The organism is uncultured Sphingomonas sp. (genome assembly GCF_937871615.1).
In the GTDB taxonomy this organism is placed as follows: Bacteria; Pseudomonadota; Alphaproteobacteria; order Sphingomonadales; family Sphingomonadaceae; genus Sphingomonas.
The window spans coordinates 54,972-68,507 of sequence record NZ_CALMPA010000059.1 but is presented as its reverse complement, the minus strand read 5'-3'; the positions used below and the strand labels follow the sequence as shown (position 1 = coordinate 68,507).

Here is a 13,536-nt window from a genome sequence, read left to right as displayed (position 1 = left end):
TTTTGATCGAGCGGAGATGGTAACGCCAACCGGCCGGGGATCAAGTGCGGTGCGAACTCGCCTCAGCCGGAATTGCGCAAGGCGGTGGCGATCGCGTTGATCGACAGCAGGATGCCCTGGCTGATGCGCTCGTCGCGCTCGCCCGCGCGATGGCGCCGCATCAATTCGATCTGGAGCAGATTGAGCGGCTCGATATAGGGCAGCCGCAGCCGGATCGAGGCTTCGAGCGCGGGCGCCTTCTCCAGCAATCGCGACTGGCCGGTGATCGCGAGCAGCCCGTCATGCGTGCGCATCCAGCCTTCGCGGATCGCGCCGAACAACTGGTTGCGCAACGCCTTATCCTCGACCAGCCCGGCATAGCGCTCCGCGATTCCCATATCGGATTTCGCCAGCACCATCTCCATATTGGCAAGCGTGGCGGCGAACAGCGGCCAACCTTGTGCCATTTCCGCCAGCAGCGCCTTATCCGGAAAAGCCGCGATGGCCTGGCCCACGCCATACCAGCCCGGCAGCATCACGCGCGCCTGCGCCCAACTGAACACCCAGGGGATGGCGCGCAGATCCTCGATCCGATGGCTTTTGGTGCGGCTCGCCGGGCGGCTGCCGATCTTGAGGCCGGAGATTTCGGCGATCGGCGTCATCTGGCGGAAGAAGGCGGTGAAGCCATCGGTGCCGTAAACCAGATCGCGATAGGCGTGGAACGCGGTGTCGGACAAAGCGTCCATCGCGCGCCCGAACGTCTCATTCTCCGCCGACGAAAGCTGCTCCGGCTCCAGGCTGGCGAGCAGCGTGGCGGACGCCATCGCCTCCAGATTGGTCGCGGCGCTTTCGCGTGTTCCGTATTTGCCCGCGATCACCTCGCCCTGTTCGGTGATGCGGATGCGGCCCTGCACCGTGCCTGCCGGCTGCGCGAGGATCGCCGCGAAGCTCGATCCGCCGCCGCGCCCCACCGCCCCGCCACGCCCGTGGAAAAGCTGTATCCTGACGCCAGCCGCCTCGAACACCGGCTTCAACGCGGTCGATGCCTTCGACAATTGCCAGGTGGAGGAGAGATAGCCGCCATCCTTGTTCGAATCCGAATAGCCGATCATCACTTCCTGATGCCCGCGCGCGGCGACGATCTGGCGGATTTCGGGCAGCGCGAACCATTCAGCCATGATCGCGGGCGCCGCTTCCAGATCGTCGATCGTCTCGAACAACGGCACGGCCATGATCGCGGCGCTGGCGGGCGGGCCAGGGCGGTAAAGCCCGGCCTCCTTGAGGAGCAGATTGACTTCGAGCAGATCGGAAACCGACTTGGCCATCGAGACGATATATTGCCGGATCGCGCCCGCGCCGTAGCGCGCATGCGCCTCCGCCGCGGCGGCGACGATCGAGAGTTCCGAGCAGGTCTCCGCCGAATATTCGGCATAGGGCGATCGCAACGGGCGCGGGCTGGACAGTTCGTGACGCAGCAGCACGACGCGCTGATCCTCGGAGAGCGCGGCATAATCGTCGCACACGCCCGCGACCTTGAGCAGTTCGCCCACGACGCGTTCGTGCACCGCGCTGTTCTGGCGCATGTCGAGCGTTGCAAGGTGGAAGCCGAACACCTCCACCGCGCGGATCAGCCGCCCGATCGCGCCACTCGACGCGAGCAACCCGTGGCCGATCGCGGTGAGCGGATGGGCGAGGGTGACGAGATCGGCGCGCAGCGCGGCGGGATCGGCATAGGGTTCACCCGTGAGCACGCCGGGGCGCGGCGCGGGCTTGCCGGTGAGCGCCAGATGGGTCGCGGCGAGGCGGGCATAGATGCCGGAGATCGCGCGGCGATATGGTTCGTCGCTGCGGCTTTCGGCGCGATCGCCGCTCTTTTCGGCCAGCGCCAGCACCGCATCGTCAACCGGCGCCAGTTCGGTGGAGATCGAAAGTTCGGCGCCCAGCGCATGAAGCTGATCGAGATAATATACCAGCACCGTCTCGCCCGCGCGCGCGATCGCGGCGCGCAGCGATTCCGCGGTGACGAAGGGGTTGCCGTCGCGATCGCCGCCGATCCAGCTTCCGGGGCGCAGGAAGGAAGGCACGCGCCCGCCCATCGCGCGATCCCATTGCTGATAGAGCGCGGGCAGCACCGGCAGGAACACATCGCGCAGATAGCTGAGCGACGTTTCCACCTCATCCGCGACATACAGCCGCTCGCGGCGCAGCACGCGGGTTTCCCACAGCAACGCCACCTGCCGCACGATCGCTTCGTCGACCTGATCGCCATCCGGCGTCGTCTCCACGCCGCGATCGCGAAAGGCCATCAGTTGCGCGATGCGATTGCGATGGTCGATCATCGACTTGCGCCGCACTTCGGTGGGGTGCGCCGTCAGCACCGGGACGACCAGCGCATGATCGAGCAGCGCCGCTACCGCGGCTCTATCCACGCCCGCGCGCGCCAGCCGGTCGAGCACGGCGGCGACATCGGCGCCATGCTCGGCGGCGACGCCCTGCCGGTCCTCGGCGAGATTGGCGAGCATCGAGAACAGCATGAAGCCGCGCACGAAATCGAGCGTCTCGTCGAGCGTCAGCGCCTCAAGATGGTGATCGACCGGCGGCCCGCCAGCGCGATGCCGCTCTACCGAAGCGGAGCGGATCGCCTCGGTCGCCGCGAACAGCCGCTCGCCCCCCAATGCGCGGATAACGTCGCCCAGCACGCGGCCGAGATAGCGCACGTCCGGGTTATTGGTGATCGGGGGAAGCTCGGCCATGCTTGCGTGCTGCACTGCAATATGATCGTGGTCAACCGCTTTGGCGACGTTTAGTTGCGCCTGATCGCGGCGATTATACGGATTCGTTGCGCAGCCGCTCCACCGCGGCGCGCGCGTGGTCGCTGAACGCGGCACCATGGGTGTCGAGACAGGCGATGATCCGCTCACGCATCAGCGGATCCCAATAGCGCCGCAGATGCGCGCGCGTCGCCTCGATCGCGCGGTCCTCGCTCTCGGTCGCGAAGGCGCGCGCGATCTGGTTCGCCATATGCACCAGCCGATCGGTGGTGGACATCATGCCGCTCATTCCGCCGCCTCGATCCGCCGCGCGCGCCTCGCCTGCTCGGCATAGGAACGCTGCCATTCGCTCGCGCCGTTGGATGGCGCGACCTGCACCGCCGTCACCTTGTATTCGGGGCAATTGGTCGCCCAGTCCGAATAATCGGTGGTGATGACATTGGCCTGCGTATCGGGGTGGTGGAAGGTGGTATAGACCACGCCCGGCGCGACGCGATCGGTGACGAGCGCGCGCAGTGTCGTTTCGCCCGCGCGGCTTTTCAGGCTCACCCAGTCGCCGTCACGCAGCCCGCGGTTTTCGGCGTCATGCGGGTGAATCTCCAGCCGGTCCTCATCGTGCCACGCGACATTCTCGGTCCGCCGGGTCTGCGCGCCGACGTTATACTGGCTCAGGATGCGCCCGGTGGTGAGCAGCAGGGGGAAGCGGGGGCCGGTCTTCTCGTCGGTCGGGATATAATCGGTGACGACGAAGCGCCCCTTGCCCCGCACGAAGCCATGGACGTGCATCGTCGGCGTGCCGTCTGGCGCTTCATCGGTTACCGGCCATTGCAGCGAGCCGTGTTCGTCGAGCGCGGCATAATCGACGCGCGCGAAAGTGGGGGTGAGCGCGGCGATCTCGTCCATGATCTCGGACGGGTGGGTGTAGTTCCACGCCAGCCCCATCGCCTGCGCGAGCAATTGCACCACCTGCCAATCGGCATAGCCGTTCAACGGCTCCATCACCTTGCGGACGCGCTGGATGCGGCGTTCGGCGTTGGTGAAGGTGCCGTCCTTCTCCAGAAAGGTCGATCCGGGCAGGAAGACATGCGCGTAATTCGCGGTTTCGTTGAGGAACAGATCCTGCACCACCACGCATTCCATCGCCGCGAGGCCGGCGGCGACGTGATGCGTATTGGGATCGGATTGCAGGATATCCTCGCCCTGGATGAACAATGCGCGGAACGTGCCGTCGGTCGCGGCATCGAGCATATTGGGGATGCGCAGGCCGGGTTCGGGATCGAGCGCGACGTCCCACGCATCCTCGAACTGCGCGCGCGTCGCGGGATCGGAAACATGGCGATAGCCCGAATATTCGTGCGGGAAGCTGCCCATGTCGCATGAGCCCTGCACGTTGTTCTGCCCGCGCAGCGGGTTCACGCCGACGCCCTCGCGCCCGATATTGCCGGTCGCCATCGCGAGATTGGCGATCGCCATCACGGTGGACGAACCCTGGCTGTGCTCGGTGACGCCAAGCCCGTAATAGATCGCGCCATTGCCGCCGGTGGCGAACAGCCGGGCGGCGGCGCGCAGATCGGCGGCGGGCACGCCGGTCAGCGCCTCGGTCGCTTCGGGCGAGCGATCGGCTTGCGCGACGAACGCGGCCCAATCCATATATTCGTCCCACTCGCAACGCTCGCGGATGAACGCTTCGTCGGCCAGCCCCTCCGTCACCACGACATGCGCCATCGCGGTGAGCAAGGCGACATTGGTGCCGGGCCTGAGCGGCAGATGGTGCTCCGCGGCGACATGTGGGCTGCGCACCAGATCAATGCGGCGCGGATCGGCCACGATCAGCCGCGCGCCTTCGCGCAGCCGCTGCTTCATCCGGCTGGCGAACACCGGATGCGCATCGGTGGGATTGGCGCCGATCACCATGATGACATCGGCCTTGGCCACGCTGTCGAAATCCTGCGTGCCGGCGGAGGTGCCGAAGGTAGCCCCCAGCCCGTAGCCGGTCGGCGAATGGCAGACGCGCGCGCAGGTATCGACATTATTGTTGCCGAAGCCCTGCCGGATCAGCTTCTGGACGAGGAACGTCTCCTCGTTGGTGCAGCGCGACGAGGTGATCCCGCCGATGCTGCGCGTGCCGTGCGCCGCCTGTATCCGGCGAAATTCGCGCGCGGTGTGGGCGATCGCCTCCTCCCACGAAACCTCGCGCCACGGCTGATCGACGCCTTCGCGGATCATCGGCGAAAGGATGCGCTCGCGGTGATTGGCATAGCCCCAGGCGAAGCGGCCCTTGACGCAGCTATGCCCGTGATTGGCCTTGCCGTCCTTCCACGGCACCATCCGCACGAGTTGCTGCCCGCGCATCTCCGCGCGGAAGGTGCAGCCCACGCCGCAATAGGCGCAGGTGGTGACGATCGCGCGATCGGGCGTGCCGATCGCCGTGACCGATTTCTCGATCAGCGCCGAGGTGGGGCACGCCTGCACACAGGCGCCGCACGATACACATTCGGAGGCGAGGAAGCCCTCGTCCGCGCTCGCCGACACCTTCGATCCGAAACCGCTGCCGTCGATCGTCAGCGCGAACGTGCCCTGCACTTCGTCGCAGGCGCGCACGCAGCGCGAACAGACGATGCACTTGGCGGGATCGAAGGTGAAATAGGGATTGCTCTCGTCCTTGTCGGTCGAAAGGTGATTGGCGCCATCATAGCCATAGCGCACGTCGCGCAGGCCCACCGCGCCCGCCTGATCCTGCAACTCGCAATCGCCATTGGCCGAGCAGGTGAGGCAATCGAGCGGGTGATCGGAGATATACAGCTCCATCACGCCGCGCCGCAGCTTCGCCAGTTTCTCGCTCTCGGTGCTGACCACCATGCCCTCGGCCACCGGCGTGGTGCAGGATGCGGGATAGCCGGCGCGGCCCTCGATCTCGACCAGGCACAGGCGGCACGATCCGAATGGTTCGAGCCGGTCGGTCGCGCACAATTTGGGGATGCTGGTGCCGCGCAGCGCGGCGGCGCGCATGATCGAGGTGCCTTCGGGCACCGTCACCCGCTCGCCGTCGATGTGCAGCGATATGGCGCGGGCCGTGGCGCGCGGCGGCGGGGTGCCCAGGTCGCGTTCACCGATCCATGCCATTACGCCTGCTCCCCGAAATCCTGCGGGAAATGATCGAGCGCGCTCAGCACCGGATAGGGGGTGAACCCGCCCAGCGCGCAGAGTGATCCGAATTTCATCGTATCACAAAGATCGCGCAGCAGGGCGATCTCCTCCGCGCGCGAACGGGGGCGGGGGGCGGCGTTGCGCATCTGTGGGATGGTTTCGATGCGATCCGGCGCCCGCCCGCCCGCCATGATGCGCTCGATCGTCTCCACGCCGCGCACCGATCCGATCCGGCATGGCGTGCATTTCCCGCAGCTTTCGTGCGCGCAGAATTCCATCGCGAAGCGCGCCATGTGGGCCATGTCCGCGCTATCGTCGAACACGGTGATGCCGGCATGGCCGATCAGCCCGCCGGCGGCGGCGAACGCCTCATAATCGAATGGCAGATCGAACATCCTTGGTGGGAAATACGCGCCGAGCGGGCCACCGACCTGCACCGCCTTCACCGGGCGGCCGCTCTCGGTGCCGCCGCCGATCTCCTCCACCAACTCGCCCAATGTGATGCCGAACCCGCATTCGAACAGCCCGCCGTTCCGCACATTGCCGGCAAGCTGGATCGGCATCGTGCCGCGCGATCGAGCGAAGCCGACCGCCGCATAGGCCGCCGCGCCTTCCGCGATGATGAACGGCACGGCGGCGAGGCTCAGCACGTTGTTGATGACGGTGGGCCGGCCGAACAGCCCTTCCATCGCGGGCAATGGCGGCTTGGCGCGGACCTGCCCGCGCTTGCCCTCGATCGAATCGAGCAGCGCGGTTTCCTCGCCGCAGACATAGGCACCCGCGCCCACCCGCACCTCCAGCACGAAGGGCGCGATGCGCGGGGCGGCGAGCGCGATCGCCGCCTCCATCGTGCGGATCGCGAAGGGATATTCGGAGCGGATGTAGATGAATCCGCGCCCCGCGCCGACCGCGTGGGCGGCGATCGCCATCCCCTCGATCAGGCAGAAGGGATCGCCTTCCATCAGCATCCGATCGGCGAAGGTGCCGCTATCGCCCTCATCGGCGTTGCACACGACGAACTTTTCGGGCGCCGCCGTGTCGCGCACCGTCTGCCATTTGATCGCGGTGGGGAAGCCCGCGCCGCCGCGCCCGCGCAGCCCGCTTTCCTGCACCGCGTCGATCACGGCTTGCGGCTGGCGCGCGCGGGCCAGATCGAGCCCGCGCCAGCCGCCGTGCGCGGCATAATCGTCAAGGCTCAGCGGATCGATCACGCCGCAGCGCGCGAAGGTGAAACGCTGCTGCCGGGCGAAGAAGGGGTGCTCCTCGATCCGCCCGATGCGATTGGGGTGGGTGCCGCCGAGCACCGCGCCCACCTCGTCCGGCGCGACCGGGCCATAGCCGATGCGCCCGTCCGCGGTTTCGATTTCCACCAGTGGTTCGAGGCGGAACAGGCCGCGACTGCCGGTGCGGATCACCGTGACGCCGCGCGCGGTGAGCGCCGCCGCCACCTCATCCGCGCCGAGCGCGATCGAGGCCATGTCCGCACTGACGAAGGCGCGCGTCATGCGAGCCACTCCGTCGCGATCCGCTCGATCTTCGCGGCGTCGAGGCGCGAGACGGGGCGCCCGTCGACCAGCGCATTGGGGCCGCTCGCGCACAGGCCGAGGCAATAGACCGGCTCGATCGTCACGCGGCCGTCCGCGCTCGTCTCGCCCATGCCAAGCCCGAGCCGCCCGGTCGCGTGGCGCTCGATCGCCGCGCCGCCGCGCGCCTGGCAGCTTTCCGCGCGGCACAGGCGGATGACGTGTCGGCCAGCGGGCGTGCGGCGGAAATCGTGATAGAAGGTGACGACGCCGTGCACGTCCGCGCGGCTGAGGTTGAGCGCGGCGGCGACCGGCGCGATCATCGCCTCGTCGATATGGCCGAACTCCGCCTGCAACGCATGGAGCAGCGGCAACAGCGCGTCGCGACGCGGCGCGCGATCACCCAGGAAGCGCGCGATCGCGTCCGCATGGGCGGCGGACGGGCTATCCGTTCGGGCGGTGCTGGTCTGGGTCATCGCCGTCTAAAGGTCGCACCGCGCGGCGGGGCGATCAACGGATATTATGCGCGCCCAATCGTTCCGGCGGTGGAATTTGGCGCGATTCCCCCATCCGCTGGTTGTATAGCACGGATGACGAACAGGAGATTCCCGATGCTGGTGGGCGTTCCGCGCGAGATCAAGAACAACGAATTCCGCGTCGGGTTGACGCCGGGCGCGGTGCGCGAATATCGCCACCACGGGCACCAGGTGATCGTGGAAACCGGCGGGGGGGCCGGGATCGGCGCGGGCGACGAGGTTTACGCGCAATCGGGCGCGGAGATCGTCGCCACGCCGCAGGAGGTGTTCGCGCGCGCCGAGATGGTGGTGAAGGTGAAGGAGCCGCAGCCGCACGAATGGGTGCAATTGCGCGAGGGGCAGATTCTGTTCACCTATCTCCACCTCGCCCCCGATCCCGATCAGGCGCGCGGGCTGATGGCGTCCGGCGTCAGCGCGATCGCCTATGAGACGGTGACTGACCGTTCCGGGGGGCTGCCCCTGCTCGCGCCGATGAGCGAGGTGGCCGGGCGGCTGTCGATCGAGGCGGGGGCGGCTGCGCTGCGCGCCGTATCGGGTGGGCGCGGCCTGCTGCTCGGCGGGGTGCCGGGGGTGCCGCCGGCCAATGTGGTGATCCTGGGCGGCGGGGTGGTCGGCACCCATGCCGCGCGGGTGGCGGCGGGGATGGGTGCGCATGTCAGCATCTTCGATCGCTCGCTGCGCCGGTTGCGCCAGCTCGACGACATGTTCCACGGGCGGGTGGATACGCATTTCTCCACCATCGCCGCGATCGAGGAGGCGCTCGCCACCGCCGATGTCGTGATCGGCGCGGTGCTGGTACCGGGCGCCGCCGCGCCGAAGCTGGTGACGCGCGCGATGCTCGCCCTGATGAAGCCGCGCGCCGTGCTGGTCGATGTCGCGATCGACCAGGGCGGCTGTTTCGAGACATCGCACCCCACCACCCATGCCGACCCGACTTATGAGGTGGACGGCGTGATCCATTATTGCGTGGCGAACATGCCGGGCGCGGTGCCGCTGACATCGAGCTATGCGCTCAATAACGCGACCTTGCCTTATGGCCTTGCGCTCGCGGCGAAGGGGCTGGGGGCGCTGGATGACGATCCGGGGCTGAAGGAGGGGCTGAACGTCGACAAGGGGCGGATCGTCAGCGCGGTGGTGGCGCAGACATTGGGGTTTTGAACTCTCCGCTCCCCTCCCTTTCAAGGGAGGGAGGAAGTGCGGTGCGGTTGAGCGATCGCCCCCACACGCCTACATCCCTCCACAATGACCGCCGCCACCCCCGTTTCCGAACTGAGCGATCGCGCGCGGGATATCTTCCGCCGCGTGGTCGACAGCTATCTGGAGAGCGGCGCGCCGGTGGGATCGCGCACTTTGGCGCAGGCGGGGCTGAACCTCTCTCCCGCGTCGATCCGCAGCGTGCTCGCGCAGCTAGAGACGGTCGGGCTGCTCGCCGCGCCGCACACCTCCGCCGGGCGGATGCCGACCGAGCTTGGCCTCAGGCTGTTCGTCGATGGCATGATGCAGGTTTCCGAACCAAGCCGCGAGGAGCGCGCCGCGATCGAGGCGCGCGCCGCCGCCGGCGGCCCGGTTGAGGAGGCGCTGGCCGCCACCACCGCCGCGCTTTCCGGGCTGTCCGCCTGCGCCGGGCTGGTGATGGTGCCCAAGCATGAACAGGTGCTGCGCTCGATCGGCTTCGTGCCATTGTCGCCCACCCAGGCGCTGGCGGTGCTGGTGAGCGAGGATGGCGCGGTGGAAAATCGCGTGATTGATCTGCCGCCCGGCGTCGGCCCGTCCGCGCTGATCGAGGCGGGGAATTACATGTCCGCCAAGCTCGCGGGCCTTACGCTGGCGCAGGCGCGCGCGCGGATCGAGCATGAGCTTGCCGCCGGCCAGGCCGCGCTCGACGCGACCGCGCAGGCGCTGATCCAGCGCGGCATCGCGGTGTGGAGCGAGGATGGCGGGCGCCGCGCGGTGCTGATCGTGCGCGGGCAGGGGCGGCTGCTCGACGATGCCGCCGCCGCCGATCTGGAGCGGGTGCGCGATCTGCTCGACGATCTGGAGGGCAAACAGGAGATCGCCGCGCTGCTCGATTCGGCGCGCGCGGGCGATGCCACGCGCATCTTCATCGGCGCGGAGACGAAATTGTTCGCGCTTTCCGGATCCTCCGTGATCGCCAAACCGTTTCGCGGGCAGGATGGCCGCGTCGTCGGCGTGGTGGGCGTGATCGGCCCGACCCGGTTGAACTACGCGCGCGTCGTGCCCATGGTGGATTTCACGGCAGCAACGCTCGCCCGCCTGATCGGGTGAGCCGCCAACAGACAGGAATATGATGACCGACGAGAATACGACCGAGAACCTGCGCGACGAAACCGCCGAGGCGGCGCCCGAAGTGGCGGAGCACGATCGCGCCAGCGAACTGGAGGCCGCGCTCGCAGAGGCGAAGCAGCAGGCGCTTTATGCGCAGGCGGAGGTGCAGAATGTGCGCCGCCGCGCGGAAAAGGACGCCGCCGACGCGCGCGCCTATGCCGCGACCAGCTTCGCGCGCGATATCCTGTCGGTGAGCGACAATATGGAGCGCGGGTTGGCGGCGATCCCGGCGGAACTGCGCGAGGATGAAAAGCTCAAGGGCCTCGTCGCCGGGCTGGAGGCGACGATGCGCGAACTGGCCAATGTGTTCCAGCGCCACGGCATCACCCGGATCAACGCGCTGGGCGAGCAGCTCGATCCCAACCGGCATCAGGCGATGGTCGAGATTCCCTCGACCGATGCCGCGCCCGGCTCGATCGTGCAGGAAATGCAATCGGGCTGGATGATCCGCGATCGGCTGCTGCGTCCGGCGCTGGTCGGTGTCGCCAAGGCCGCCGGCTGAGCGCGCTTTCCCACGAATTCTCAAAAAAGGGGTATTGGCCGGATGAACGCGAACCTCACGGCTGACCGGCCAACCTTCGTCACGCATCTCGAATGCTCGCTGACCGGCGAGCGTTACGAGGCGGATCAGCTCCACGGCCTGTCGCGCGCAGGCCGGCCCTTGCTGGTGCGCTACGATCTCGCGGGCGTGAAGGCGGCGCTCAGCCGTGATACGCTTTCCGCACGCGAAACCGATCTGTGGCGCTGGCGCGAATTGCTGCCGGTGCGACGGACGGAAAATGTGGTGAGCCTCGGCGAGGTCGAAACGCCGCTGGTGCCGATCGCGGCGAGCGGCGGCGCGAACGTGCTGGTGAAGGACGAGGGGCGATTGCCGACCGGCAGCTTCAAGGCGCGCGGGCTGGTGATGGCGGTGGCGATGGCGAAGGAGCTTGGCGTCACCCGCATCGCCATGCCGACCAACGGCAATGCCGGCGCGGCGCTCGCGGCCTATGCCACGCGCGTGGGGATCGAGACGATCGTGTTCTGCCCGGAGGATACGCCGGAAGTGAACGTCCGCGAAATCGCGGCGCAGGGCGCGCGGGTGTGGCGCGTCAACGGCCTGATCGACGATTGCGGCGCGATCGTCGGCAAGGGCGCGGGCGAGGGGCGCTGGTTCGATTTCTCGACGCTCAAGGAGCCGTATCGGATCGAGGGCAAGAAGACGATGGGGCTGGAACTGGCCGCGCAACTCGGCTGGCGGCTGCCCAGGGCGATCTTCTATCCCACCGGCGGCGGCACCGGCCTTATCGGCATGTGGAAGGCGTTCGACGAGCTGGAGCGGCTCGGCTGGATCGGCAGCGAGCGACCGCGCATGTATGCCGTGCAGGCGGCGGGTTGCGCGCCGATGGTGCGCGCGTTCGAGGCGGGTGAGGAACATGCCGAGCGTTGGGAGGATGCGCATACCGTCGCCGCGGGCATCCGCGTGCCGCGCGCGGTGGGCGATTTCCTGATCCTGCGCGCGGTGCGCGAAAGCGGCGGCAAGGCGCTCGCGGTCGGCGATCCCGCGATCCTGCGGGCGGTGGACGATTGCGCGCGCAAGGACGGGCTGCTGCTCTGCCCCGAAGGCGGCGCGACGCTCGCCGCCTATCGCCAGGCGCTGCGCGACGGCGAGGTCGATGCGGATGAGGAGGTCGTGCTGTTCAACTGCGCCACCGGGCTCAAATATCCGATGCCGGAAGCGCCGCGCACGCTCGACCGCCACACGCCGATCGACTTCGACCGGCTGTGACGGGCGGGCGGGAGCGCGCTATTTGGCGAACCGCACTTCCTGATAGGTCGCATCGTCGATGAAGGTGCGATATTTCTCATAGCCGGAGACGGCGGCCTTGGCGTCGGCCTCGCTCATGCCGGCGGTGATTTCCTTCTCGATCGCTTCGTCGCGCGCCTTGTTCGGCTCCATCGCGTCGGCGCTGGTGAAATGCGCCATGATGACGACGCTCGGCGAATTCTTCACATAGCCGTTGCGGGTGAGGAATTTATAATCGTCGATCAGCCCGCGGCGTTTCAGCGCCTCGAAAACGGGCGCCTGGGTGCGGCGCAGCCCGGTGAGATAATCGTCGACATGATTGGGATCGCATTCGATCGCGTTGATCTCCCAAAAGCCCTTGGCCGGTGAATAATCGACCCATTGCTTGGCGGTCGCGGCGGTCACGCAAAGGGCGCCGGCGATGCCGGCCAGCAGATATGAGGATTTGCGGATCATCGTCATTCTCCCGCTCGGCGGGGGATTGATGCCAGCATCAGCGCCCGCGAAGCGAATATGGTTTCACGCACGCATTTACGAAGGCGAAACGATATCCCATCGCGGGCACGGTGTTGATTGGGGGAATTACGTAGGTCTTTCCCCGCTTATTCCAGTGGTTCTCCCGCGATCGTGATACGGTGCATCAGCCGGCGGTGCCCCTGATAATCGTTCATCGCATAATGCCAGGTGGAGCGATTGTCCCACACCGCGATCGAGCCGGGCGCCCATTGCACACGGCAGTGAAATTCCGGTCGCATCGCCACGCTGTAGAGATATTGCAGCAGCGGCATACTTTCCTCGCGCGTCCAGCCTTCGAAATGCAGCGTGAACGCCGGGTTGACGTACAGCAGTTCGCGGCCCGTGCGCGGATGGCGCAGCGCGACGGGATGGACGGCGTGGGTGTGGATATCATGGCCCTTGAGATCGGCGGCCTGATCGGTCTGCGCGTAAATGCCGTCGGCGCTGTAGATATGATCCGCCGAATGGACCGCGCGCAGCCCGCGCAACGTCTGCTTCAGCCCGTCGGACAGCGCATCGAACGCCGCGCCCATGCTGGCGAACAAGGTGTCGCCGCCGGTCGGCGGGGTTTCCCGCGCGAGCAGGATCGAGCCCATCGCCGGCACCTGATCGTAAGTGTGATCGGTATGCCAGCCGCCGCCGATATTGGTGGTCTGCGTCTCCGATTTGCGGACCTCGGCGATCTCGGGATAGCTGCCGTTGGCGGGGAAATAATTGTTGACGTCGATATCGCCCCAGCGCCGCGCGAAGGCGATATGCTGTTCGGGCGTAAGCTGCTGATCGCGGACGAACAGGATGCCGTGATCGGCCACCGCGCCGCGCAACGCGCCGAACGCGGCGTCGTCGATCGCGTTCAGATCAATATCGAGCGCCTCGACGCCGACATGATCGGCCAGCGGGCGGAAATGTACGTCGCTCATCACATCCTCTCC

Annotated in this window: 11 protein-coding genes; 4 read left to right on the top strand and 7 right to left on the bottom strand. The window is 67.4% G+C overall.

The annotated features are described in order from the left end of the window. Positions 1–62 precede the first annotated feature (62 nt). The 5 genes from ppc to Q0316_RS16565 all read right to left on the bottom strand — a co-directional run bounded on the left by ppc (position 63) and on the right by Q0316_RS16565 (position 7,896). Positions 63–2,732, bottom strand: a complete 2,670-nt coding sequence (ppc, locus tag Q0316_RS16585) for a phosphoenolpyruvate carboxylase (RefSeq protein ID WP_298674413.1) — start codon at positions 2,730–2,732, stop codon at positions 63–65. Positions 2,733–2,805: 73 nt separating this feature from the next. Beyond that, on the bottom strand, positions 2,806–3,039 hold the full coding sequence (locus Q0316_RS16580) for a formate dehydrogenase subunit delta (RefSeq protein WP_298674412.1): 234 nt from the start codon (positions 3,037–3,039) through the stop codon (positions 2,806–2,808). After that, positions 3,036–5,873, bottom strand: a complete 2,838-nt coding sequence (gene fdhF, locus Q0316_RS16575; RefSeq protein ID WP_298674411.1) for a formate dehydrogenase subunit alpha — start codon at positions 5,871–5,873, stop codon at positions 3,036–3,038. The genes Q0316_RS16580 and fdhF overlap by 4 nt, the downstream gene beginning before the upstream one ends. Then, positions 5,873–7,402 (bottom strand): NADH-ubiquinone oxidoreductase-F iron-sulfur binding region domain-containing protein, encoded by a 1,530-nt coding sequence (locus Q0316_RS16570; RefSeq protein WP_298674410.1) that lies wholly within the window; start codon positions 7,400–7,402, stop codon positions 5,873–5,875. The genes fdhF and Q0316_RS16570 overlap by 1 nt, the downstream gene beginning before the upstream one ends. Then, entirely contained in the window at positions 7,399–7,896 is a 498-nt protein-coding gene (locus Q0316_RS16565; RefSeq protein ID WP_298674409.1) for an NAD(P)H-dependent oxidoreductase subunit E, read from the bottom strand. The genes Q0316_RS16570 and Q0316_RS16565 overlap by 4 nt, the downstream gene beginning before the upstream one ends. A gap of 135 nt (positions 7,897–8,031) precedes the next feature. Here Q0316_RS16565 and ald point away from each other — a divergent pair, with 135 nt between their 5' ends. The 4 genes from ald (at position 8,032) to Q0316_RS16545 (ending at position 12,070) form a co-directional block, all read left to right on the top strand. Further along, positions 8,032–9,114, top strand: coding sequence for an alanine dehydrogenase (gene ald, locus Q0316_RS16560; RefSeq protein ID WP_298674408.1), 1,083 nt, complete (start codon positions 8,032–8,034; stop codon positions 9,112–9,114). 84 nt (positions 9,115–9,198) lie between these two features. Further along, complete coding sequence (gene hrcA / locus Q0316_RS16555; RefSeq protein WP_298674407.1) at positions 9,199–10,242, top strand: heat-inducible transcriptional repressor HrcA; 1,044 nt, start codon at positions 9,199–9,201, stop codon at positions 10,240–10,242. Between the two features lie 22 nt (positions 10,243–10,264). Continuing rightward, on the top strand, positions 10,265–10,804 hold the full coding sequence (grpE, locus tag Q0316_RS16550) for a nucleotide exchange factor GrpE (RefSeq protein WP_298674406.1): 540 nt from the start codon (positions 10,265–10,267) through the stop codon (positions 10,802–10,804). Positions 10,805–10,846: 42 nt separating this feature from the next. Then, on the top strand, positions 10,847–12,070 hold the full coding sequence (locus Q0316_RS16545; RefSeq protein ID WP_298674405.1) for a threonine synthase: 1,224 nt from the start codon (positions 10,847–10,849) through the stop codon (positions 12,068–12,070). A gap of 18 nt (positions 12,071–12,088) precedes the next feature. Here Q0316_RS16545 and Q0316_RS16540 read toward each other — a convergent pair whose 3' ends face one another. Both Q0316_RS16540 and Q0316_RS16535 read right to left on the bottom strand, forming a co-directional pair. Then, positions 12,089–12,544 (bottom strand): hypothetical protein, encoded by a 456-nt coding sequence (locus tag Q0316_RS16540; RefSeq protein WP_298674404.1) that lies wholly within the window; start codon positions 12,542–12,544, stop codon positions 12,089–12,091. A 146-nt stretch (positions 12,545–12,690) separates the two neighbouring features. After that, positions 12,691–13,524 carry a TauD/TfdA family dioxygenase gene (locus tag Q0316_RS16535; RefSeq protein ID WP_298674403.1) on the bottom strand — a complete coding sequence of 278 codons (834 nt, stop codon included), beginning with the start codon at positions 13,522–13,524 and terminating at the stop codon, positions 12,691–12,693. Positions 13,525–13,536 lie beyond the last annotated feature (12 nt).

What these genes read in the sequence shown, in the direction of transcription:
- Q0316_RS16535 (WP_298674403.1), bottom strand. Translation starts at nt 13,524, where the DNA reads ATGAGCGACGTACATTTCCGCCCGCTGGCCGATCATGTCGGCGTCGAG.
- Q0316_RS16580 (WP_298674412.1), bottom strand. Translation starts at nt 3,039, where the DNA reads ATGAGCGGCATGATGTCCACCACCGATCGGCTGGTGCATATGGCGAAC.
- Q0316_RS16565 (WP_298674409.1), bottom strand. Translation starts at nt 7,896, where the DNA reads ATGACCCAGACCAGCACCGCCCGAACGGATAGCCCGTCCGCCGCCCAT.
- hrcA (WP_298674407.1), top strand. Translation starts at nt 9,199, where the DNA reads ATGACCGCCGCCACCCCCGTTTCCGAACTGAGCGATCGCGCGCGGGAT.
- Q0316_RS16545 (WP_298674405.1), top strand. Translation starts at nt 10,847, where the DNA reads ATGAACGCGAACCTCACGGCTGACCGGCCAACCTTCGTCACGCATCTC.
- ppc (WP_298674413.1), bottom strand. Translation starts at nt 2,732, where the DNA reads ATGGCCGAGCTTCCCCCGATCACCAATAACCCGGACGTGCGCTATCTC.
- grpE (WP_298674406.1), top strand. Translation starts at nt 10,265, where the DNA reads ATGACCGACGAGAATACGACCGAGAACCTGCGCGACGAAACCGCCGAG.
- Q0316_RS16570 (WP_298674410.1), bottom strand. Translation starts at nt 7,402, where the DNA reads ATGACGCGCGCCTTCGTCAGTGCGGACATGGCCTCGATCGCGCTCGGC.
- ald (WP_298674408.1), top strand. Translation starts at nt 8,032, where the DNA reads ATGCTGGTGGGCGTTCCGCGCGAGATCAAGAACAACGAATTCCGCGTC.
- fdhF (WP_298674411.1), bottom strand. Translation starts at nt 5,873, where the DNA reads ATGGCATGGATCGGTGAACGCGACCTGGGCACCCCGCCGCCGCGCGCC.
- Q0316_RS16540 (WP_298674404.1), bottom strand. Translation starts at nt 12,544, where the DNA reads ATGATCCGCAAATCCTCATATCTGCTGGCCGGCATCGCCGGCGCCCTT.